Raw genomic sequence first — 22,766 nt, 5'->3', positions numbered from 1 at the left:
TCATCAACCCCTTCTCCAATTACTGCTACTCCCAATTATTAATGTGCAAGATTTGTGCCAAAACACATTTGTTTGAAAACGCTTTATTGCACCAATTATACCGTGCAATATTTTTCATATCATGAAATTTATTGCATGCTATTTTTTTCAAGATTGTATTTTTCGAGCTTATAATATAAATTCCTTACAGATAACCCAAGCGTTTTGGCCGTTAATGTCTTATTACCATTTAAGCGGAAAAGTGTTTGCTGAATGATTTTTGCCTCATATCCTTCCATCATCTCCGATAAAGAATGGGCTAATGTAAAGGATTCACTCGTATTGGTAAGGGATAGCTCACTACCACTTTTTTTATTTTTTAACTCAGGTAAATGATGAACATCGATTAATGTCTCATAAAAGTTCATAAAAATAATCGCTCGGCCAAGAATATTTTCTAATTCCCTAACGTTCCCCTGCCAATCATACCCCATTAACTGAAGTAAGGCTGCTTGGGTAACTCCTTCCACGTTACGTCCATAGTCGCGATTAATTTTTTGAATAAGTCGTTCACATAATAACGGAATCTCTTCTTTTCGATTTCGAAGTGGCGGAATATGAATGGGCATGCGATTTAAACGATAATATAAGTCTTCCCTAAAGGATCCTTTGGCGATACCCTTTTCTAAATTAACATTGGTGGCAGCAATGACTCTGACATTGATGATGACAGGCTTTGTGGCACCCACACGAATGATTTCATTCTCTTGTAATACCCTTAACAGTTTCGCCTGAGTATTCGCAGAAAGCTCGCCAATCTCGTCGAGAAAGATGCTGCCATTATTCGCTTCTTCAAAAAAACCTCGTTTCCCTCCTCGGATTGCCCCGGAAAAAGCCCCTTCTTCGTAACCAAATAGTTCACTTTCTAGCAATGATTCAGAGATAGCGGCACAATTAACCCGAATAAATTTGTTATATTTCCGATCACTTGCATTATGTATGGCATGGGCAAACAACTCTTTTCCCGTTCCGGACTCACCGCGAAGAAGGACGGTTGCAGGTGTTTTCGCTCCAAGTTTTGCCTGCTCAATGGCAAGCATCATTTCATCGGATTGACCAACGATATCCTCAAAGGTATATTTGGCCTCCAGCGTACGAATGATTTGCCTGGCCCGGCTCAATTCCCTGCTAAGTGATTTCATTTCCGACATATCATGAATAACACCGACGCTCCCCTTCAATTTCCCTTTAACAATAATCGGTGCAACATTCACAATTACTTCCTTTTTATTTGGCCCCACCCTCATCGGGACACCACGGACAGCTCTTCGGGTTTGTATTACCTTCATATGCATACTCTCACCTTCAGATATATCCGCAGTAGCAGGCTGGCCAATTACTTGCTCTTGTGTGAGGCCGGTAATACGGGTATAAGCTGGATTGATGAGGATTCCCCGGCCATCCTCATCCACAACAGAAATAGCATCATCACTCGAATGGATAATCGCTTGAAGCATAGTTTGGATTTCTTTTAAATCCGTAATTTCCTCCGCTAGATTCACAACCTCTGTAATATCTTTAAAAACAGCAAAAGCCCCGATTATTGTTCCGTTTTCTTCAATGATGGGGATACGGGTTGTGATGATTTTCCGATCATTCCCCAACAACATTTCTTGGTTCGCTTCAATTCTTCTTGTTTTAAGAATTAGCGGTAGCCTGGTTGTTGGAATGACTTCAACTATAGATTTTCCGATTGCCTCATCTTTTTTTACTCCCATTATTTCTTCAGCTCGTTTGTTAAACAAGATGACGGTTCCATGATTATCAATCACCATCATCCCATCATTAGCAGCATTAAAAATTAGTTCCTGCTGATAGGATTCATTTTGGTGCTTCACAACCAATTCTTCTTTTTCTTCCAAAAGCTTTGAAAGCAGAAAGGCAACACTTCCCGGAATCAACACTGTTTTCTTCTTTTTAGCATTTCGTATTTCTTGAAAAACAGCATCATTACCCGTTACTTCAATAATGATATCGATATTTTCAGTTAGAAAAGGCTGCCAATGGGTCCCTGTTTTAATCCCCTCTTGTTGGGCCAATAAAATGCCTGGTGCATCCAAATTGCGATCAATCACCAGATGGACTTTTAACACCTCTGATTCTTTTAAAATTTTTAAGATTGCGGTACCACCCTTGCCGGCTCCAACAATCATTACGTTTTGCATGTTCTCCGGCCCCTTTAATAAAGAAATTTTTTTCATCCCATCCCAGGGAAAATATGCAATTTATTTCATTATCTATTTTATAACCAAACTCCCGCCTTGACAAATTTCTTCTATGTAATAGTATTTTCATGAGATATAATCTAGATATACCTTTACTTAAAAATATAAATTGGAAGGATATATTTAATGAAGCGTATTATTGCTCTTATCATTTTGTTGATCCCAGGGATTTTAGCCGCTTTAGGAATAAAATTAATGCGTGATATGACCTTTGGCATTCTTCAAGCACCATTCCCTTATTTATGGCTTCAATTTCTAATTGGATTGGTTTTTTTTATTGGTGGTCTCGGTTTTGTCGCTGGGTTTATATTTCACCGTGATCGAAAAAGAAACAATGTTCAAGCTAGATTCAAAAAATAAAAAAGAGGCCTTATGGTCTCTTTTCATATTGTTTCCGTATTTTAAATGCCTTAACTGGATCGTCTGTAATGATGGCCGTGCAATTTAGGTTAAAAAGGCGATGCATATCTGCATCTTTATTAACCGTATAGGGCCGGACAGCAATTCCATTTTCCATCGTATTTATGATGATATTATCAGACATAGCAGAATGTTTAGGGTGAATCCCTTTTGCTTTAATGGATTGGGAATAAATCCATGGCATATAGATTCCTTCAATGAAAAGTGGTGCTGTTTCAATTTCCGGTGCAAGCCGATAGCAGTAAACGATACTATAGTGATTAAAAGAGGAGATAATAATCCGGTCCGATAAACCATATTTTCGAACCAGTTGAATGACCTTTTCTTCCATTCCTTCATAGGTGATCAAACCATTTTTTAGTTCAATATTACATTGTAATTTATTTGTTTTCAGCCATTCAAGAACCTCGGATAAGGATGGAATCGACTCTTTCTTAACACCCTTGTTATTCGCATTAAGTTTTCTGATATCCTTATATAAAAAATCTTTAATAAACCCTTTACCACTCGTTGTTCGGTCAACCTTTTCATCATGGATGACAACAATTTCACCATCCTTTGTTAATTGAACATCAAGCTCAATCCCGTCTGCTCTTGCCTTTTCTGCCTCAACAAAGGCTCCCATTGTATTTTCAGCAAAAGAGGCAGAGTATCCGCGGTGCGCAAAAATTTGTGTCATGTTTTCACTTCCTAACTTTAAAATGAAGGGATTACTTGAAATCTTTACCATTATCACTAGAAACAACAATAAAGGTTTCCGAGAAATTAAATGTACCGATAGAACAGCTTATGCAAAGCCATTTGCAAATTCTCATTCAAAAACTAATAGAATGGGAAAAGAAAAAGCCTTCATTCACGATGATGAAGGCTTTCAAAATATTTACTGGCCCATTCAGGAAGCCTTATGTTCTAACCGTAATTTATCGGCGACCATGGCGATGAATTCCGAATTTGTCGGTTTTGCTTTTGTCATGCTGACAGTGTATCCAAACAGACTGGAAATCGAATCGATATTTCCACGGCTCCAAGCCACTTCGATGGCATGACGAATAGCTCGCTCAACTCGGCTTGCGGTTGTATTATACTTTTTTGCAATATCAGGATATAACACTTTCGTGATAGAGCCTAATAGTTCAATGTCGTTATATACCATGGAAATGGCTTCACGTAAATATAAATACCCTTTAATATGTGCTGGAACCCCAATCTCATGAATAATACTTGTAATGCTGGCATCCAAATTTTTGGGCTTATGTTCTGATTGAGAGCGATAGCTTGAGGATGGAGCCTTACGTGTGAACGAATTGGAATTCCCACTGACTTGCCGAATATGGTTACCGAGATTTTCCATATCAAAGGGTTTTAAAATAAAATAAGATGCTCCAAGGTCGACAGCCTTTTTAGTCACATCTTCCTGCCCAAACGCTGTCAGCATAATGACATTTGGAATAGCCCCTTTCTTTACCTCCCGCAGCCGCTCAAGTACTGCCAAACCATCTAGATGCGGCATGATAATATCTAAAACAAGTACATCAGGGTCTGTTGTAGATAACATATCTAAACACTCTTGACCATTATGAGCAATCCCAACCACTTCCATATCCTCTTGGGATGATATATAATCCTCTAATAAACCAACCAATTCCCTATTGTCGTCAACGATACAAACTTTTATTTTCTTCACTTCCGGTTCCTCCTCAATTCAACTCAACTCTATTTCATCATAAACCGCTATTCAATTCTTAATTCTATTCTAATTTACAAATTCGACAATGCAACAAAAATTCCTCTCATTTTTTTAATATTTCTTAAAATAGTGATAATATCTTATCTTTTCTTTGTTTTTCTTTCTTTTTCGACTAATTTCGCATTATATCCACTTTGGCCTTATTGTTTTCCAAGCATTTATAAAAAAAAAAGCAAAATAGGATAATCCACCTATTTTGCTCAAAAAAGCGTTCAAGATCATCCTTTTTTAACTTGCTTTGTTTTTTGGTGTTTCGTATATGTTAATTCCAGCTTCGTTTAGCATCCATTCAATATGCACCCCATAACCTGAGGTTGGATCATTGACAAAGACATGTGTGACGGCTCCGACAAGCTTTCCATCTTGAATAATCGGACTTCCACTCATCCCTTGAACAATTCCTCCTGTTTTTGCAAGGAGCTTAGGATCGGTTACTTTTATGACCATTCCTTTTGTAGCTGGAAACTTTTGCGGGATTGTGCTTACAATTTCAATATTAAATTCTTCGACGCGATCATCATTAACCACGGTTAAAATCTTTGCAGGTCCTTCTTTTACCTGATGGGATAACGCTATTGGCAGAGCTTTATCCATCACTCCATTTTTAAATTCTTTATTTAATTCTCCAAAAATCCCAAACGGACTATTCTTTTGGATATTCCCAACAATCTCACGGTCAGAAGAAAAGCGTGCAAGCTTTTCACCAGGGTCACCATTACTTCCCTTTTCAATTGAAGTTACTGTAGAACGGACTATTTGGCCATCTTCGACCACAATTGGTTTTTTTGTATCCATATCAGAAATAACATGACCAAGTGCACCATATTTTTTAGATTGAGGGTGGACAAAGGTCATTGTTCCAATTCCTGCAGCTGAATCTCGAATATATAAACCAAGCTTATAGGTATTTTCCCCTTTATCTTTTAATGGAGTAAGTTTGGTCGTGATTTTTCCGCTTTCACGGCTAATGACCATATCAAGAGCTTTACCATTTTGTCCTGCTGTTTGCACAAACGGTGCTACATCAGTCATTTTCTCTATTTTATTACCATTAATTTCGGTAATCATATCTCCGATTTTAATTCCTGCCATTTCACCAGGAGATTTTTTTCCATTCGTTGTATTGATTAAATGGTGCCCCACTACCAAAACACCAACCGTATTTAATTTTACACCGATGGATTGTCCACCTGGGATAACTCGAAAATCTTTTAAGACATGTACATCGACCTTTTTAATTGGGATCCCCGCATATTCTAGAAGCATTTCATTTTTGCCTTTTTCAGATGCTTTAACCGAAACCGAATGCTCTTCTTGATCCAATGTGTTTTTCGAATTATGAGAAACAAAAGCGGCTGATACCGGGCCAGCCTTTTTGAAAGTGTAATCCTGTCCTTCAAAAACAGTAATTGTCTTTGGTATATTAATGTACTGCTGGAACGGCTGAAAAAAGATAAGGCTAATTAATGAAACAAGGAGAATTCCACCAATAATCTTTCTAATTATTTCTAACTTCAAATTTTTCACTCTCCTCGCTTCTTTTCACAACATTGAAATGACTAATGGCTACATCTTTAATTTTGCCTCCTTGACAATCATTTATAACTTGGTTCTACATAAAAAAGCTACCCATAATGGATAGGAATAGCAATTTGAACGGGTATAAAGGTTTTATGTAAATTCTGATACATCAAGGGTTGAGCATGACGGCAATAGGTTCTATTTAGGTCATTTATGGAGGTTGTTGACAAATTTGGTCAACTTTCCATCAACAAATCATTTTTTCTTAGTATAAATTATTTACATTTAATAAATGCTTAATCATGAATACATTATTATTTTTTCTATTATATAGAAGGGAAATTTGGCGAACAGGGAATTCTTCCTATTTTTTGAAATAACTTTAAAATCAAATCAATTGAGGAGATTTGGGTAATGATAAAGGAAGAATATATAGGAGAAGATTTAACGAAAGTGATTTACCTTTTTAAGGAAAATATTCACAAATATGTAACAAGGTTTTTTTAAAATTTTGTCTAATACACCATGTATCAACCAATAAGGCGTGTGATACGTGATGTTACTTTTTAAAGCTGGAAAGTTTATTAAAGTAAGAGTGTTTGTTTACGGAGATCATTACTTGAGCACAGCAAGCACAAGGGGTTGTTCGGTGTGGAACTGCTTAGGGACCACCAGGAAAAAAGCTAAAGAAATGGCATTGCTTAGGTTAGATCAGGCCTTAAACGAAGTTAAAAAAGAAATGGATCGAGTCATTGAAAGAGAGGACTATTCCGTTTACCATGAAAAAAAATAAATTAATGAGCCCCCTCTCGAGCGAGAAGGGGCTTTATTCATACCTAATAACATAATAATAAAGGGATTAGCCAATAATAGTCGAATATTTGCAGTGCATCCAATTATTTTTATGTGAATGTCAAAATAAGATTGTGAAGGAATCTGCTTAAAGTAACGGTTCGTTGAAATTTTGGTTTTGAACCCTGCTGTTTATCGATGTCATATTAATTTTGGAAACCATCGAATGAAAAGAGCCGATGTGTTAATGGAGTGGTGAAGAATGCCTATTTGAGATTGTGAAAAAGAGCACTTAATCAAATGAGGCAGGAAAGGTGGGATTTGATGTGGGCAAACTAGTAAGTAAAATTATAGTACCTATTAATAACTTAAAAGAAACATCTTGGTTAACCATTCTATTGTTCTCTATACTGTATTGTGTATATGTAACACTTATTAATCTTGTTGTATTTAAATCTAACATTATACAACCAATTTCTGAATTAACATTAGGACTGGTGAACCAAACCCTTATAGTTAATGTTGTTAGTTTAATACTATTTGTCTTTATTTTGATTATAAAGTATGGAAGGCTAACTTTCTTTGATATAGGCTTAAAGGGAAATAGATTACTTAGTGCAGTAACTGCAGTAAGCATTATTTGGATTGCCATGCAATTAATCAATATTGTTATTGGGATAATTATATTAGGGAAGCCAATTATATATGAAGGTTGGAATCAATATGGAGCATCAAAAATGTTTGGTAGTTTTATTGGTCAATTGTTTGGAAATAGTTTGTTTGAAGAAATAGTTTTCAGAGGTTTTTTGTTAGTGCAAATTTGTAAAAAGCTAAAAAGCAAAAAAGGACAGCTCTTAAGTGGAATATGTGTATCACAGTTTCTATTTGCACTAATACATATTCCAAATAGAATATTGGGTGGAATGAACATTTTCGAAATAGTAACCTCTCTTATCATACTATTTATGATAGGTATTTTCTTTGCAATCGTTTACTTGTTAACAGACAACCTATTTTTTGTGATAGGTATACATACCATCTGGAATACACCATTACTTGTTTTTAATGGGCTTCCTAGTATTTTGGTTATTTTTGTCGCTACAATTTTCCTTTTACTCATTTGGGGAAGTACTTTTGGAAGTCTCAGCTTAAAGGCTACCAACCAGTCAATTAGATGATGTGATTTAGCAGAGGATATTTCACCCCCATAATAATAAAACAATGCGCCATCAATTGCCAGATTGTTGAACAGCTTCTTAGAAATTGTGATTGCTTTCACTTAATGCAAATAACAATAATGAATTTCACTTATCCAACGGATGCAAGAGCTTCACTAAGAGTTGCTGTGGTAGCTCTTTTCTTATTCCACTCCCTCAGTTTAAGAAGGAAAAATTTTCAATTAACGCGGCAGTAGTTGAAGAAAAATTCATTATATTTTCATTTTATAGGAGGGTTTAGTATTTAATAAATGGGAAAATTAAGGAAAAATAGTTAGGGGACTTTTATGATTAGTATTATGGGTTATGGGTCTTTGCTAATTACAATTGGGACACCTTTGGCAGTGGTTTTTCTTTTATTATGGACTTATAAGATAAAAAGAAATAGTGACATTCAAGTTGAGCAAAACCATAAGATTATCCAATTGTTAGAAAAAGGAAAAGTCGAATAAAATGAAGTAAACGCTTATTGCTAACGGATGCTTTACTTCAATTAAGAGTAAAGCCCTTTTCTTCTTCAACTAAAGATGCATGTTACCAGCCATTGCGCACTGTTAATTATTGTTGGAGCTTCTTTGATGGGAGGTTAGTAATAATTTTTAGGATGCAGTAAGAAAAAAATGGAGTTTTTACTATACATTTTCCTCGGGTGACAACTTAACTCGAGGTTTTTATTTAACACTTCTAACATTGTGTTTCCAAAAGATTATTAAATCCAAATACAAAACATATCACAGTAAAGAAAAGTATAAAAACTAAGGAATTACTTACTATGATTTGGTTATTACTTTCTTTACCAGGAATGATTATTATTGTTTTAACTATCATTTATTTTGTACGTGAATTTAAATCAATAAAAAATAAACACTCAGCACTTTTTATTGATTTTTGAATTATTTTTTTCAACAGGTGATGGGGCAACTGCAAAATTATAGGGGAAATAAATATTTCAAATTCTAAGTTATAATGTGTCGAATAACACTCGAATTGGGCTCTTTTCTTTTGTTTCTATACCTTTTAAAAACTATTTCTTCGTAATGTTCATTAATATTCCACCAAATACAAAATTGGTCTATTCCTTCCCATAGCTCTCCAAAGATTAGGGGATGTAAAACAATATTGAAGGAAATTTTATTGGATATTTAATCGCCAAAAGAGCATTTTAATAAGGGGCCGTTTTTTGGTCTACTTATAAAAATTGGAGGTATATTATGAACAATCAAATGAAAAAAGAGATTGAATCTGAAATTAAAAAAACAGTGAATGTTGAAATTGCTCAAGAAATAACTGACTTAAAAACTCAACTTAGTACTCTGCAAAGTTCATTTAGTAATGTACAAGGACAGCAACAGTCTGGTCAACAAATGGGACAACAGTCTGGTCAACAGATGGGACAACAGTCTGGTCAACAGATGGGACAACAGTCTGGTCAACAAAATCAATTAATGCAACAAATAAAACAATTTGCTGGTCAGGCACAAAATCAATTACAACAAAATGATCAACAATTACAGCAATCAATTCAACAAGCTATTCAATCATTAAATCAATGTCTCCAATACGCTCAAACTACCCAAACACTCAACCAAATAAATCAAGTTTTGGGTCAGATGCAACAAGAAATGGGACAACAGTCTGGTCAACAAATAGGACAACAAAATCTATTTCAATAATTGATCGTAAGTTAATAATTCCAAAGGGAATTCAGTTTCTTAAAACTGGATTCTCTATATCTGGATTTCTGATTAATCGTTGTGATATAACTATCGCTCATTTCTTAGTTATTAATGGAATTACTTGAACCTCCCACGACTAAAGTCGCAGGATTCTAATGTCCGTTCGGACACTAAAAACCTTTAATGACTTCCAAACCCATGGGATTCCTGCTTCATCGAGAACCGCATTCCGATAAGGATCGTCTTACACTCTCTACATTGTCTAATAGCTCGACAAACAGTATCTTTGATACTGACAGGCACACCTTTCCGCCGTTCCGGCGGTAAAAGATAAATAGTAAAAATTATGCTACAAGAGAAGGGGTTCCCAGTAGGCGACTGCCTTCTTCTTTGATATTTTTGGCTGAATTAATATCTCTATCATGAAGGGTTCCAAATTTTAGGCAAACCCAAAATCGGTCTGAAAGAGACAAAAGTGTGTTTTTCTCATGACATCCATTACATTGCTTCGAAGAAGCAAAAAATCGGTCCACAAGAACCGCCTTTTTATTGTCCCAAGCTGCTTTATAGCCCTAACTCACGACTAAAGTCACGAGTGTACGAGCGCCAATCATCAAATTTAATCGAAGATTGAGTTAGATTAGCTTGATTGGTTAGTCTAATCAGCACATTTCTTATAATCTAGAAAATTGAATTTAATGGCTGTACAAAAAAGAGAAGGACATTCAAATTAGAGAATTACAACTGATGTTTATACCTATGTATCAAAAAGGCAAGTCATAATGCAGCATGAAAATTCGATAAATTTGACCCAAGAGGGAAATTCGTCAACAATTCGTCAACATGCTATCCCAGGATTAAAGCAGCCCTTAACCACTGATATACCAATGGTTCTAAGGGCTACTTATTTTAGTCCTTCTTCGGCAAAGCTACCCAGATTGGGAAGTTTTTCAATTTATTTTGTTTTTTTCAGCTAATTGTAATAATTCCTGGGCATGTTGCTTAGTTAAATCGGTTATTTCTACACCGGAAATCATTCGCCCAATTTCTTTAATTTTTTCCTCTACATTCATTGGGGTGACTGAGGTTGTCGTTCTTCCCCCTTTAATGATCTTTGAAATAAATAAATGGGTATCTGCCATAGCTGCCACCTGAGGTAAATGCGAAATGCATAAAACCTGGGAATCAATAGCTACTTTATATATTTTTTCAGCAATTGACTGGGCAACCCTTCCACTGACACCTGTATCCACCTCATCAAAAATAATCGATGTAACGCCTTGATGTTTGGAGAATATACTTTTTAAAGCAAGCATAATCCGTGATAATTCTCCTCCGGAGGCAACTTTTGATAAAGGTTTTAAGGGTTCTCCCGGATTCGTTGAAATATAAAATTCTACATAATCGACACCGTTTTTTGAAAAATGTTGATTATCGGATTTGACACGAATTTCAAAAACGGTCTTGGCCATATACAATTCTTTCAATTCTTTATGTATTAATCGTGTCAGCTTATCTGCCCATTTGTGGCGTAGTTCAGTTAATTGCTTAGCTTCAAGAATTAAGTCTTTTCGAATGGCCGTTAGTTCTTTTTCCAATTCACTAATATGTGTTTCTTTATTTTGTAACGTTTCTATTTCTTCTTCGATTTTAGCTGCATATTCTAATATTTCGTTAATTGTTTTACCATATTTTCGTTTGAGCTGATTCATTTCATTTAAGCGGTCTTCTATTTCATTTAATCTTTTCGGATCATATTCTAAGACATCTAATTCATTTCTTAAAGAACTTGCAGCATCCTCTAATTGATAAAAGCTATTCGACACTGATTCGAAAATTTCTTTATATGTAGAATCAAGTACAGCTGCATCTTCTAGGTATCCCATAACCATTCCAATCCAATCGAGGCCTTTTTGTTCTCCGTGTAAGGCAGTGTAACTTGATTGAATCGCTTCAAACACTCTTTCAAAATTTCCTAGTTTTCTTCTTTCCTCGGATAGTTCTTCATCTTCATGGAGCTTTAAATTTGCATTTTGAATTTCATCTAATTGAAATTGAATTAAATCAAGGCGGTGGGCTGTTTGCTGGTCATTTTCACTTAATGTTTTAAGTTTTTGTAATGTGTGATCGTAACGGCGATATACTTCCAGATATTCGCCTTGTGAAGCCAAAATTTCCTCAGCACCAAATTGATCAAGTAAGGGTAAATGTTTTGTCTCATCCATTAATTCTTGATGTTCATGCTGGCCATGAATATCAACAAGGGTTGCGCCAATCTCCCTTAGAGTTGAAATCGTAACAAGTTTTCCGTTTATACGGCAAACACTTTTTCCAGTTCGAGATATGTCACGCCGTAAAACAACCATTCCTTCTTCAATTTCTATCCCAAATTCCAATGCTTTCATGATAATTGGATGGTTTGGGTCATCGAGTTGAAATAGCCCTTCAATTTCTGCCTTCTCTTCTCCATGGCGGACAAATTCTGCCGATCCCCTTCCTCCGACTAGTAAATGAATCGCGTCAATGATAATTGATTTTCCTGCTCCTGTTTCCCCCGTTAATACAGTCAATCCCTTTTCAAAGGAGATGGATAGAGCTTCAATAATCGCGAAATTTTTTATTGACAGTTCTGCTAACAAAGGAACACTCCCCCAATTACAGCATATCTAGGAATCGATTGGTTACGACCTCTGTGTCTTCCGGTTTTCGACAAATAATTAACATCGTATCATCACCACATATCGTTCCTAATATTTCTTCCCAATCAAGATTATCGATCAGTGCACCAATGGCCATAGCATTACCAGGCAAGCACTTCATAACCAACAAATGCCCTGCTGAATCAATCCTTACAAATGCATCGACTAATGATCGTTTAAGTTTTTGTAACGGATTAAACCTTTGGTCTGCTGGCAGGCTGTATTTATACCGACCATCGATTAATGGTACCTTAACCAAGTGTAATTCTTTTATATCCCGTGATACCGTAGCCTGGGTCACATTATAGCCTGCGTTCTTAAGCTCATCGACAAGCTCATCTTGTGTCTCAATATCATTGCTGGCAATAATTTCTCTTATTTTTATATGACGTTGACCTTTATTCACTTTTTCACCCCATAATCATTGAAAACCTTAAAGTATTTTGAACTAATATGTCGTATCTACCCATATGTTAGCCCATTTCTACCGCCTTGTACATTTTTTCTTTAATAAAAATACATTTAAATGCAATAAAAGGATAGGCTCAGGCCTACCCCTTCTAGTCTTGCTTTGTATGGAACTCATTATGTGATTCCTTGACAATATCAGGAGGACTGAATTGAAGCTGATTGACTCCTATTTCCCGTTCACCTTCCCATTTAAGGTGAAGTAAAAATTCAATGTTCCCATCACCACCAGTGATTGGAGAATACGAGAGGTCTGTTACAATAAATCCTTGTTGAACGGAAAAGTTAATGATTTTATCGATTACCTGTAAATGTACTTTTTCATCCCGTACGATGCCCTTTTTACCGACCTGGTCACGACCAGCCTCAAACTGCGGCTTCACAAGGGCGATAATATCACTTCCTGTTACAAGAAGTGTTTTTAACACCGGTAATATTAAGGTTAAAGATATAAACGAAACGTCTATTGTGGCAAAATTCGGCATTTCTCCGGTTAAATTAGCAGGCGTCACATAGCGAAAATTGGTCCTTTCCATTACCATGACCCGTTCATCTTGCCTTAGTTTCCAAGCAAGCTGATTATAGCCAACATCGAGAGCATAGGACATTTTCGCGCCATTTTGTAAGGCACAATCGGTAAATCCGCCAGTTGAAGCCCCAATATCTAATAACACCTTATCAAGGACACTGACATCAAAAACTTTTAATGCCTTCTCAAGCTTTAATCCACCGCGGCTGACATACGGTAGCATTTTCCCTTTTATGCTTAACGGGATATCAATCTTGACCTTTTCTCCCGGTTTATCCAATCGTTCTTCCTTTGTATAAACTAGTCCTGCCATGATAGCTCGTTTAGCCTTTTCCCTTGTTTCAATTAATCCCCGTTCTACAAGTAAAACATCTAATCGTTCTTTATTTTTCATTTTTTAAGCCCTTTGTTGTTTTTTCCTTGCCAGTGTTGAAATTCGTTTGATTATTCCTTCAGTCGTTAACCCAATCTCTTCAAGAAGTGAGCCAACATCTCCATGTTCAATAAACTGATCAGGGATGCCAAGTCTGTCAATTTGAGCATGGTAATATCCTTGGGAATGAGCATATTCAAGAATTGCACTACCAAACCCACCCTGTAACACAGCTTCTTCAATCGTGAGGAGAGGAATATTTTTATCTAGCAGACCAGTTAGCATTTTTTCATCCAAAGGCTTGATAAACCGAGCATTCACAACCTTTACGGAAATTCCTTGCTTTTCCAGTAGCATTGCTGCATCCATCGCCATCGGAATTGTCGTACCAAAGGTTAAAATCGCCGCGTCATCGCCCTCTTTTATTACCTCCCATGTACCGATTGGAATGGTGTGAAATTCCGTATCCATTGGTACACCGACTCCATTACCACGAGGAAATCTCATCGCAATTGGACCATCATCATAATTTACGGCCGTATATACCATATGCTGCCCTTCATTTTCATCCTTAGGCATCATTATGACGATATTAGGAACATGCCTTAAAAAGGCAATATCGAATACACCCTGATGTGTCTCACCATCTGCACCAACTAAACCGGCCCGGTCGATTCCAATAAAAACATTTAAATTCTGCCGGCAAATATCATGAACAACCTGATCATAGGCCCGTTGTAAAAAAGTTGAATAAATCGCTAAAAAAGGCTTCATATTCTGTGTCGCTAATCCTGCCGCAACTGTCGCCGCATGCTGTTCAGCAATCCCGACATCATACATTCGCTCAGGAAACTCACTGGCAAAACCCTCAAGCTTCGATCCAACAGGCATCGCGGGAGTAATCGCCACTATTCTTTCATCGCTGCGTGCAAGTTTGCGAACGGTTTCGCTGACTAAGCTACTCCATGCAGGTGGCTGCTTTTTATTGGGTTTTACAAAATCACCAGTGTCCATCTTATAAGGACCTGTTCCATGCCATGTCCCAGTTTTATCACTTTCTGCCGGTTGATAGCCTTTACCCTTCTTCGTAATAACATGAAGGAGAACTGGACCCTCTGTTTTTTTAGCATAGCTTAAGCTCTCAAATAAATTGTCAAAATTATGGCCATCAATCGGGCCTAAATAAGTGAACCCAAGTTCCTCAAAAAACATACCGGAAACAAATAAATATTTCAAGCTGTCCTTTACACGTTCCGCAGTGGCCGCAAGTTTACCGCCAACAGCAGGCACCTTTTTCAATAACATTTCGAGTTCATCTTTCACCCATTGATATTTTCCAGCTGTCCGCAATTGGCCGAGAATATTATGTAACGCACCAACATTTGGAGCAATCGACATTTCATTATCATTTAAAATCACAATCATGTCTTTTTTCTCATGCCCAATATGATTTAGTGCTTCTAATGCCATCCCGCCCGTTAATGCACCATCTCCAATAACCGGTACAACAAAGGATTTTTCCTTTTTTAAATCCCGAGCAATAGCCATTCCCATTGCAGCAGATAGCGAGGTAGAACTGTGCCCCGTCTCCCAAACATCATGCTCGCTTTCAATTCGTTTTGGAAAACCACACAAGCCTTTGAACTGCCTTAAGGTATCAAATTCACTAGCTCTGCCGGTTAAGATTTTATGAACATAGGATTGATGACCGACATCCCAAATAATTTTATCCTTTGGACTGTCAAAACATTTATGTAAAGCAATGGTTAATTCGACAACTCCTAAATTCGGTCCAATATGGCCTCCGGTTACAGACAGCTTTTCAATCAAGAATTGGCGAATATCTTGACCCAAAGCCTCTAGTTCTTTATTCGACATTCCTTTTAAAAAGGACGGGTCTTTTATTGATAACAGATCCATATATGGACCACTCACTTTCATACTTTTTCTTTCTACTCTAGAACTTCGATAATTGGCTTGCCTTCTCGAGCAAGGCGATTCCGCTTTTCTTTTTGAAAAAATAGCCGCTAACACGATAGTGATAACGGCATTGACAATGTTTTCTACATTGAAAACAATTATAACACACTTATTTCATTGCCTCAAATACCCCTATTTTAGTGGTCTCTTGTAGCAACTAAATCCGTTATTTCCTCAAGGAGGTTTGTATTCAAGCCTGTCTCTCTCAGATATTCGGTTGACAGGTTTATTTGCCTTTGTAAAGCGTCTTTGGCACCTTCTAATGATAACAATTGGGGATACGTACTTTTAAGATTTGCTGTATCACTGCCAACTGGCTTTCCAATTAATTGTTGATTACCAACTAAATCCAGAATATCATCCTGGATTTGAAAAGCAAGTCCAAGGTGATGTGCAAAGGCTGAAAGGTTATCTAATTGGCTTTGACTTGCTCCCGCCAAAATCGCCCCTGCTACCACACTAAACCGTAGCAGCTTACCTGTTTTATGAATATGGATATACTCAAGCTCTTGAAGGGTTAGTGACTTCCCTTCCCCTTCCATATCAGCCACTTGGCCGCCGACCATACCTTCAGTTCCAGCCGCTTTTGCCATTTCAATAATTAACTTAATCAATGCATCAGGTGAAGCAAATTCAGCGGAAATTTTACCAATAACTTCAAAACTATAAGTTAATAAAGCATCACCAGCTAATATGGCAATCGCGTCACCAAATACTTTATGATTGGTAGGCTTTCCTCTCCTTAAATCGTCATTATCCATACTAGGTAAATCATCATGGATTAAGGAATAGGTATGAATCATCTCGATTGCAGCGGCAGCTGGCAGCCCTCTGTGAGGGTCTATTCCGAACGCGTCCAAGGTTGCAAATAATAAAAGTGGGCGAATTCTCTTTCCCCCTGCTTCAAGAGAATAGATCATCGATTCTTTAATAATTGGAGGGGCGTTAAGCTTTTCAACCAGTGTACGAAGCTCCGTATCCAGCAGCTGTTTATATTCTTGTGCAAATGGGTCTAGTAACCTGGGTTTCAAGACTTATTCCTCCTCTTCAACGGAAAAGTTCTCCGAACGACCATCCTCCGTTATGATTTGAGTAAGTTGTTCTTCTACACTTTTCAATTTTTCATGACAAAGCTTTGATAACTCCATACCTTCTTTATAAAATGTAATCGCTTCTTCTAAGGGGACATCTCCCTCTTCAAGCTTATCGACAATTTGTTCCAGCTTTGTCATAGCCTCTTCAAAGGATAATTTTTTTTCATTCGTCACTTTTTCCGCTCTCCTTTATATTCTCCACATTACAGTAAAGGCTTCCATCTGATAATTTAATCTGAACCTGCTCATTTACTTTTACTTGTTTCACAGTTTTTACAAGGTGATTATCCTCTGTATAAGCCAAACTATAGCCCCGTTCCATTATTTTCAACGGGCTTAATGCCTGTAAGGTTGATAGGACATGATTGAAATCAGTTTGTTTTTTAGTAAAAATTTGAACCATGAAGCGGTTCAATTCTTTTTGTGTACGTTCGAAATGGTTTCTAGCCTCAAGTAATGCTGCTCTTGGGTGGTTCCGCTGCAATCGTTTATAAAGAATTTCATGCTGCCCTTTTTTTATTAACGATAACCGGGACGTGCCACGGACAAGCCGTTCTGTTAATTTATCAACATGCTCGAGCTTTTGTTCATATAGACGATGTGGATAGCGAAAGGCATATGATTTTTGTACCCGGTTTAACCGTTCTTTTTCAAACCGGAATTTTTCTTGCATGACTCTTAGAAGACGAGCCTGTCGCTGTAAAACCCGGTCCATTAATTCCTCAATATGCGGAACTGCGAGTTCAGCAGCACCTGTCGGAGTCGGTGCCCTTAGATCAGCAACAAAATCAGCAATTGTAAAATCTGTTTCATGACCAACGGCTGAAATAATTGGAATCCTGGAGGAAAAAATTGCCCGAGCAACCCTTTCCTCATTGAAGGCCCATAACTCTTCAATCGAACCTCCCCCACGTCCGACGATTAAAACATCAATTTCCCTTATATTGTTTGCTTTTTCAATTGCCTTTGCAATAGAGGGTGCTGCGTTTTCACCTTGGACAAGGGCAGGGATAACAAGAATTGAAGCAATTGGATAACGTCGTTTAATAGTAGTAATCACATCCCGTATGGCTGCACCGGTTGGTGATGTAATTACGCCAATGGTTGTCGGGTACATCGGAATCGCTTTTTTCGTTTCAAGCGCGAATAAACCTTCTAATTCAAGTTTTTGTTTTAATTGTTCATAGGCAAGAAATAACTCTCCAATGCCGTCAGGTTGCATTTCTCTTATATAGATTTGATATTGCCCACTTGGTTCGTAAACGCTAATATCGCCTTTTACAATCACTTTCATACCGTTTTCCGGTGTAAATTTCATGTAACGCGACTGGCCGGCAAACATCACTGCAAGAATGCGGGCCTTTTCATCCTTTAAGGTAAAGTACATATGTCCACTCGAATGTTGTTTGAAATTTGATATTTCTCCTCTTACATGCACATCCCGTAAATGAGGATCGGCATCAAATTTTCTTTTTATGTATTTGGTTAGCGCATTTACAGATAAATATCTTTGTTCCTGCATAGCTGGCTCCTTTTTCAATCTAAAGAATAAAATTGCCCTTATCCATTATCTATTTAGTCCTTCTTTTTGTCCGAAAAATCAACTTAAATAGAAAGGTACCTAAATCAATAAAAGATAAGGACAATTCTTCATCCTCTAGTAACGATTGATTGTTTCAGCTGCTGATTTTAAGGTATTATACATGAGCATCGTTATCGTCATCGGTCCTACTCCCTTGGGTACTGGGGTGATATATCCAGCTTTTTCACTCACCTCATCAAAAGCAACATCACCACAAAGCTTACCTGCTTCATTACGGTTAATGCCTACATCAATGACCACAGCGCCCTCTTTTACATGTTCAGCTTTGATAAAGTTTGGAATACCAACAGCGGCAACAAGAATATCTGCTTGCTTTGTATGTAGCTTTAAATCTTTAGTTTTGGAATGACAATAGGTTACGGTTGCATGCTGATTAAGAAATAATTGTCCCACCGGCTTACCCACAATATTACTTCTTCCTACTACGACGACATTTTTTCCAGCAATAGCTATCCCTGTTTCCTCTAGTAGCACCATAATTCCATAAGGTGTGCATGGTAAGAAAGCATTCTGTCCGGTCATCATCCTGCCGATATTAATCGGATGGAAGCCATCGACATCCTTTAACGGGGAAATCGTTTCTATTACCTTACTTTCATCAATATGTTTTGGAATTGGTAGTTGAACCAAAATACCGTGGATCGTAGAGTCTTCATTTAGTTCTTCAATTTTGGCAAGCAATTCCTCCTCTTGAATATCCTCTGACATTTCAATTAATAAAGAGTTCATCCCCAGTTCTTGACATGCTTTTTCTTTACTTGTTACATATGTCCGAGAAGCGTGGTTATTCCCAACAAGAATGACGGCTAACCCTGGGGTTACTCCCTGACTTTTTAGAGCAGCCACTTTTTCAGCAATTTCTATTCTTTTTTTCGCGGCAATTTCTTTTCCATTAATAATTTGAGCAGTCACTGTCATTTCTCCCCTTTGTTTGAGAGTACACAATCAATTAGTCGTTAAGAAGCTTTTGTTTCACCTTTGAAAGAACACCATTAATAAACTTGCTTGACTGGTCATCTCCGTAAATTTTAGCTATCTCTATGGCTTCATCTAAAATAACGTTTTCCGGAACTTCAGTTCGGAAGAATTTCAATTCATATACAGCAATTCTTAATAAGTTTCGGTCAACCGTTGCTAACCGATCGATTGTCCATTTTTCAAGGTTTTCGATAATCAATTTGTCGATTTCGGCTTTTTGCTCAACAACACCTAAAACGAGTTTTGTGAGATATTCGTCACCTGCCTCCCCTTCCAAAACATGTTCAATTGCGGATGATGGTTCACTGTTACTTACGTCGATTTGGAACAGTGCTTGTAATGCTTTTTCCCTTGCTGTTCTTCTTTTCATTATACCGTTAACTCCTTTAGATATATTAAATAATTTTTGTCTATTTTTTATACAAACAAATATGGCGTTTCACACCGCCATTAACCATGGAACTACACTCATTCAAAGACCAAACCCTACATGATAAAGACGGTGTGAGCAGAGCCAAGTTCACTTATTTCATGGTTAAATCTGGATTTTTCACTACAATTGGATATACTGATTCATTTTTGCGGCGCTCCGCCCCTTTTCCATCCATCCTATAGTATTAAAATAATCAAGATAGCTTACACATAAAAAGATAATAGCACAACTAAAATGGATTCGCACTGAAAGGTTGAATATTTCACTTTGTTTTTTGAAATAGAAAAACCAAAGGATTAGCTCCTTTGGTTTTTCCTTTTACAATTCTGAATCAATTTCTGGTTCAATCTTTTGGGTTTCAAATTGAATTCCAACGACGTGAATATTTACTTCTTCTGCTTCTAAAGCCGTCATATTAAGTAGGGCTTGACGGATATTATCTTGTATTTTCCCTGCAACAGTCGGAATGGAGATGCCAAACTTCATCAAACAATACACATCAACCTTTATCCCTGATTCCGTCAGCTCGACTTTAACGCCTTTACCGTGATTTTTTTTCCCTAACCGTTCAACAACACCTGTAGCAAAATTGCCACGCATACTTGCTACACCTTCTACCTCAGAAGCAGCAATGCCAGCTATTACCTCAATCACTTCAGGGGCAATTTCAATTTTTCCATGCCCATTATTTCCTTGTTCCATTTCCAAAATACTAAACTCGCTCACCTGAGCTCACCTCCAGATATTAGATAGACCTCATCACATCGTACAATTCCAGGAATTTTGTATTAAAACTGCCTTCTACAAATTTTTCATGTTCTAGCAGTTTTAAATGGAACGGGATGGTTGTATGAACGCCCTCAACGACAAATTCACTTAATGCCCGTTTCATTCTTGATATTGCCTCTTCCCTGCTGTTGCCATATGCGATGACTTTCGCAATCATAGAATCGTAGTAAGGTGGAATGGTATAGCCTGGATATGCCGCTGAATCAACCCGAACTCCAAAACCTCCAGGCGGTAAGTACATTTTGATTTTCCCAGCTGATGGAAGAAAATTCTTTTCAGGATTTTCAGCATTGATTCTGCATTCGATTGCCCATCCTGTAAAAGTAACATCCTGCTGATTTACTGATAACTTTTCACCGCTTGCCACTTTAATTTGTTCCTTAATAAGATCAATTCCAGTGACCATTTCTGTTACAGGATGCTCCACCTGAATCCTCGTGTTCATTTCCATAAAATAAAATTGACGATTGCGGTAGTCATATATAAATTCTACCGTGCCGGCACCTGAATAAGCAACTGCTTTTGCAGCTTTTACGGCTGCATTTCCCATTTCTTCACGGATTTCTCCATCTAAGGCAGGTGAAGGCGTTTCTTCAAGCAGTTTTTGCAGTCTGCGCTGGATGGAGCAATCTCTTTCTCCTAAATGGACGGTGTTACCGTATGTGTCAGCAAGAATCTGGATTTCAACATGGCGGAAATCCTCGATATATTTTTCGATATAGACACCGGAATTCCCGAAGGCTGTCAAAGCTTCCTGCTGGGTAATCGTGATTCCTTTTATTAATTCCTGTTCATTCTTGGCAACGCGGATCCCTTTGCCGCCTCCGCCTGCAGTTGCTTTAATTATAACTGGATAGTGAATGGTTTCAACCAGTTCCAATGCCTCATCGATATCATTAATAATTCCCGTTGATCCCGGAACAATTGGTACTCCTGCTTCACGCATTGTTTCCCTGGCGATATCCTTTGTTCCCATTTTTGTGATGGCTTCAGGGCTTGGACCTACAAATGTAATATTGCATTCACGGCAAAGTTCAGCGAAATCGGCGTTCTCTGCCAAAAATCCATAACCCGGGTGAATCGCATCACTGGAAGTTAGTTTTGCTACACTAATAATATTTGTCACGTTTAAATAACTGTCTTTTGATGAAGTGGGCCCAATGCAGTAGGCTTCATCCGCTAGCTGTACATGCAAAGCTTCACGGTCTGCTTCTGAGAAAACGGCAACTGATTCAATCCCCATTTCCCGGCAGGCACGAATAATCCTTACGGCAATTTCTCCTCTGTTTGCAATTAACAGTTTTTTTATCATCCTGTTATCGCTCCTAACTTAAGGCTTTACTAAAAATAAAGGCTGTCCATATTCTACTAATTGTCCATTTTTCACAAGTACTTCAACAATTTCTCCGTTAACTTCTGCTTCAATTTCGTTAAATAATTTCATTGCTTCAACGATACACACAATGGAATCCTTCGATACATTTGACCCTACTTTGACATATTCGTCTGAATCTGGAGTTGGAGATGCATAGAAAGTCCCTACCATTGGCGAAGTAATCTTGTGTAAATTTGTTGTATCTCTTTCGGTTGGAGTTTCAACCTTTGGATCTTCCTGCTTTACCTCCACTGCAGGAGCGGCAGGTGTAACAGCTGCAACCGGAATTGTTTGAACAGCTGCAGGAGCCGTAGTTGGTGTAATTGGCTGCATAGATGCAACAGTTACTGTACCATTCTTCTTCATTTTAATTTTTGAACCATCAATTTCATAAACAAATTCATCAATACTAGACTGGTCAACCAATTTAATCAATTCTCGAATTTCTTGTACTTTTAACATGAGTAACACCCCTCGTACTACTTTAATTAGGACTAACTACTAATACTATACGATAATACCTTGTAAAAGTTCAATAATCTTAATCGTAACAACCATAACAATTTCTACTGCATGCCCTCCTTTATCATCTTAATATTATTATTCTAAAAAGTGAACTTTAACTTCCTGATTCAATACAAAACATTATTTTCTCTTATTTTCACAGAATTAAACCAATAAAAAACTATCATGAGCCTCAACTCCCAACCCTACCATGGAAATAAATTTAGAGAACAAGCCGTAGTCACCTAATAAAGGCGGTGAGAGCAGAGCTAGACTTCACATCTTTCGTCTAGTGAAATGGGTA

22 protein-coding genes and 1 pseudogene are annotated in these 22,766 nt (G+C 37.4%); 6 read left to right on the top strand and 17 right to left on the bottom strand.

What is annotated here, in order from left to right:
* Positions 1–128 precede the first annotated feature (128 nt).
* Complete coding sequence (locus M5A78_RS17595) at positions 129–2,204, bottom strand: sigma-54 interaction domain-containing protein (RefSeq protein WP_248736587.1); 2,076 nt, start codon at positions 2,202–2,204, stop codon at positions 129–131.
* A 186-nt stretch (positions 2,205–2,390) separates the two neighbouring features.
* Here M5A78_RS17595 and M5A78_RS17590 point away from each other — a divergent pair, with 186 nt between their 5' ends.
* Complete coding sequence (locus tag M5A78_RS17590; protein ID WP_248736586.1) at positions 2,391–2,624, top strand: DUF2627 domain-containing protein; 234 nt, start codon at positions 2,391–2,393, stop codon at positions 2,622–2,624.
* Positions 2,625–2,634: 10 nt separating this feature from the next.
* Here M5A78_RS17590 and M5A78_RS17585 read toward each other — a convergent pair whose 3' ends face one another.
* Positions 2,635–3,363: a glycerophosphodiester phosphodiesterase gene (locus M5A78_RS17585; RefSeq protein WP_248736585.1), complete on the bottom strand. Its 729-nt coding sequence runs from the start codon at positions 3,361–3,363 to the stop codon at positions 2,635–2,637.
* 35 nt (positions 3,364–3,398) lie between these two features.
* On the opposite strand from M5A78_RS17585, the gene M5A78_RS24820 reads away from it, so the two are divergent.
* The gene (locus M5A78_RS24820; RefSeq protein WP_319942315.1) at positions 3,399–3,626 is read left to right on the top strand and encodes a YycC family protein; all 228 of its coding nucleotides are present in this window, start codon (positions 3,399–3,401) and stop codon (positions 3,624–3,626) included.
* On the opposite strand, the gene spo0A is transcribed toward M5A78_RS24820, so the two are convergent.
* Positions 3,577–4,368, bottom strand: a complete 792-nt coding sequence (gene spo0A, locus M5A78_RS17575) for a sporulation transcription factor Spo0A (protein ID WP_248736584.1) — start codon at positions 4,366–4,368, stop codon at positions 3,577–3,579. The genes M5A78_RS24820 and spo0A overlap by 50 nt on opposite strands.
* Before the next feature lie 291 nt (positions 4,369–4,659).
* The gene (gene spoIVB, locus M5A78_RS17570; RefSeq protein ID WP_406603719.1) at positions 4,660–5,958 is read right to left on the bottom strand and encodes a SpoIVB peptidase; all 1,299 of its coding nucleotides are present in this window, start codon (positions 5,956–5,958) and stop codon (positions 4,660–4,662) included.
* A gap of 547 nt (positions 5,959–6,505) precedes the next feature.
* Here spoIVB and M5A78_RS17565 point away from each other — a divergent pair.
* The 4 genes from M5A78_RS17565 to M5A78_RS17550 all read left to right on the top strand — a co-directional run bounded on the left by M5A78_RS17565 (position 6,506) and on the right by M5A78_RS17550 (position 9,634).
* Positions 6,506–6,745, top strand: coding sequence for a hypothetical protein (locus M5A78_RS17565; RefSeq protein ID WP_248736582.1), 240 nt, complete (start codon positions 6,506–6,508; stop codon positions 6,743–6,745).
* Positions 6,746–7,070: 325 nt separating this feature from the next.
* On the top strand, positions 7,071–7,922 hold the full coding sequence (locus M5A78_RS17560; protein WP_248736581.1) for a CPBP family intramembrane glutamic endopeptidase: 852 nt from the start codon (positions 7,071–7,073) through the stop codon (positions 7,920–7,922).
* Positions 7,923–8,248: 326 nt separating this feature from the next.
* On the top strand, positions 8,249–8,413 hold the full coding sequence (locus M5A78_RS17555; protein ID WP_248736651.1) for a hypothetical protein: 165 nt from the start codon (positions 8,249–8,251) through the stop codon (positions 8,411–8,413).
* A 759-nt stretch (positions 8,414–9,172) separates the two neighbouring features.
* Positions 9,173–9,634, top strand: a complete 462-nt coding sequence (locus tag M5A78_RS17550; protein WP_248736580.1) for a hypothetical protein — start codon at positions 9,173–9,175, stop codon at positions 9,632–9,634.
* Between the two features lie 347 nt (positions 9,635–9,981).
* Here the strand turns inward: M5A78_RS17550 and M5A78_RS24995 are convergent.
* The 13 genes and pseudogenes from M5A78_RS24995 to accB all read right to left on the bottom strand — a co-directional run.
* Positions 9,982–10,194 (bottom strand): annotated as a pseudogene (locus M5A78_RS24995) (zinc ribbon domain-containing protein); the annotation flags it as partial.
* A gap of 393 nt (positions 10,195–10,587) precedes the next feature.
* Entirely contained in the window at positions 10,588–12,276 is a 1,689-nt protein-coding gene (gene recN, locus M5A78_RS17545) for a DNA repair protein RecN (RefSeq protein ID WP_248736579.1), read from the bottom strand.
* A 16-nt stretch (positions 12,277–12,292) separates the two neighbouring features.
* Complete coding sequence (ahrC, locus tag M5A78_RS17540) at positions 12,293–12,742, bottom strand: transcriptional regulator AhrC/ArgR (RefSeq protein WP_248736578.1); 450 nt, start codon at positions 12,740–12,742, stop codon at positions 12,293–12,295.
* Positions 12,743–12,896: 154 nt separating this feature from the next.
* Positions 12,897–13,727: a TlyA family RNA methyltransferase gene (locus M5A78_RS17535; protein ID WP_248736577.1), complete on the bottom strand. Its 831-nt coding sequence runs from the start codon at positions 13,725–13,727 to the stop codon at positions 12,897–12,899.
* Between the two features lie 3 nt (positions 13,728–13,730).
* Positions 13,731–15,626, bottom strand: a complete 1,896-nt coding sequence (gene dxs, locus M5A78_RS17530; protein WP_248736649.1) for a 1-deoxy-D-xylulose-5-phosphate synthase — start codon at positions 15,624–15,626, stop codon at positions 13,731–13,733.
* Positions 15,627–15,823: 197 nt separating this feature from the next.
* Positions 15,824–16,717, bottom strand: a complete 894-nt coding sequence (locus M5A78_RS17525) for a polyprenyl synthetase family protein (protein ID WP_248736576.1) — start codon at positions 16,715–16,717, stop codon at positions 15,824–15,826.
* 3 nt (positions 16,718–16,720) lie between these two features.
* Positions 16,721–16,954, bottom strand: a complete 234-nt coding sequence (locus tag M5A78_RS17520) for an exodeoxyribonuclease VII small subunit (RefSeq protein WP_264760468.1) — start codon at positions 16,952–16,954, stop codon at positions 16,721–16,723.
* On the bottom strand, positions 16,944–18,302 hold the full coding sequence (gene xseA / locus M5A78_RS17515) for an exodeoxyribonuclease VII large subunit (RefSeq protein WP_248736575.1): 1,359 nt from the start codon (positions 18,300–18,302) through the stop codon (positions 16,944–16,946). The genes M5A78_RS17520 and xseA overlap by 11 nt, the downstream gene beginning before the upstream one ends.
* 135 nt (positions 18,303–18,437) lie before the next feature.
* Positions 18,438–19,295, bottom strand: coding sequence for a bifunctional methylenetetrahydrofolate dehydrogenase/methenyltetrahydrofolate cyclohydrolase FolD (gene folD, locus M5A78_RS17510; protein WP_248736574.1), 858 nt, complete (start codon positions 19,293–19,295; stop codon positions 18,438–18,440).
* Between the two features lie 37 nt (positions 19,296–19,332).
* Positions 19,333–19,731, bottom strand: coding sequence for a transcription antitermination factor NusB (gene nusB / locus M5A78_RS17505; protein ID WP_248736573.1), 399 nt, complete (start codon positions 19,729–19,731; stop codon positions 19,333–19,335).
* 381 nt (positions 19,732–20,112) lie between these two features.
* Entirely contained in the window at positions 20,113–20,520 is a 408-nt protein-coding gene (locus M5A78_RS17500) for an Asp23/Gls24 family envelope stress response protein (RefSeq protein ID WP_248736572.1), read from the bottom strand.
* 19 nt (positions 20,521–20,539) lie between these two features.
* Entirely contained in the window at positions 20,540–21,895 is a 1,356-nt protein-coding gene (accC, locus tag M5A78_RS17495) for an acetyl-CoA carboxylase biotin carboxylase subunit (RefSeq protein ID WP_248736571.1), read from the bottom strand.
* An 18-nt stretch (positions 21,896–21,913) separates the two neighbouring features.
* Complete coding sequence (accB, locus tag M5A78_RS17490) at positions 21,914–22,420, bottom strand: acetyl-CoA carboxylase biotin carboxyl carrier protein (RefSeq protein ID WP_248736570.1); 507 nt, start codon at positions 22,418–22,420, stop codon at positions 21,914–21,916.
* Positions 22,421–22,766 lie beyond the last annotated feature (346 nt).

The sequence above is a fragment of the Neobacillus rhizosphaerae genome (genome assembly GCF_937468385.1).
GTDB lineage: Bacteria > Bacillota > Bacilli > Bacillales > Cytobacillaceae > Neobacillus > Neobacillus rhizosphaerae.
This window is presented reverse-complemented; position numbering and strand designations above follow the sequence as displayed.

Coding starts and splice junctions, on each gene's coding strand:
- M5A78_RS17595 (WP_248736587.1), bottom strand. CDS start 2,204: ATGCAAAACGTAATGATTGTTGGAGCCGGCAAGGGTGGTACCGCAATC.
- M5A78_RS17590 (WP_248736586.1), top strand. CDS start 2,391: ATGAAGCGTATTATTGCTCTTATCATTTTGTTGATCCCAGGGATTTTA.
- M5A78_RS17585 (WP_248736585.1), bottom strand. CDS start 3,363: ATGACACAAATTTTTGCGCACCGCGGATACTCTGCCTCTTTTGCTGAA.
- M5A78_RS17555 (WP_248736651.1), top strand. CDS start 8,249: ATGATTAGTATTATGGGTTATGGGTCTTTGCTAATTACAATTGGGACA.
- M5A78_RS17550 (WP_248736580.1), top strand. CDS start 9,173: ATGAACAATCAAATGAAAAAAGAGATTGAATCTGAAATTAAAAAAACA.
- M5A78_RS17535 (WP_248736577.1), bottom strand. CDS start 13,727: ATGAAAAATAAAGAACGATTAGATGTTTTACTTGTAGAACGGGGATTA.
- dxs (WP_248736649.1), bottom strand. CDS start 15,626: ATGGATCTGTTATCAATAAAAGACCCGTCCTTTTTAAAAGGAATGTCG.
- xseA (WP_248736575.1), bottom strand. CDS start 18,302: ATGCAGGAACAAAGATATTTATCTGTAAATGCGCTAACCAAATACATA.
- nusB (WP_248736573.1), bottom strand. CDS start 19,731: ATGAAAAGAAGAACAGCAAGGGAAAAAGCATTACAAGCACTGTTCCAA.
- accC (WP_248736571.1), bottom strand. CDS start 21,895: ATGATAAAAAAACTGTTAATTGCAAACAGAGGAGAAATTGCCGTAAGG.
- accB (WP_248736570.1), bottom strand. CDS start 22,420: ATGTTAAAAGTACAAGAAATTCGAGAATTGATTAAATTGGTTGACCAG.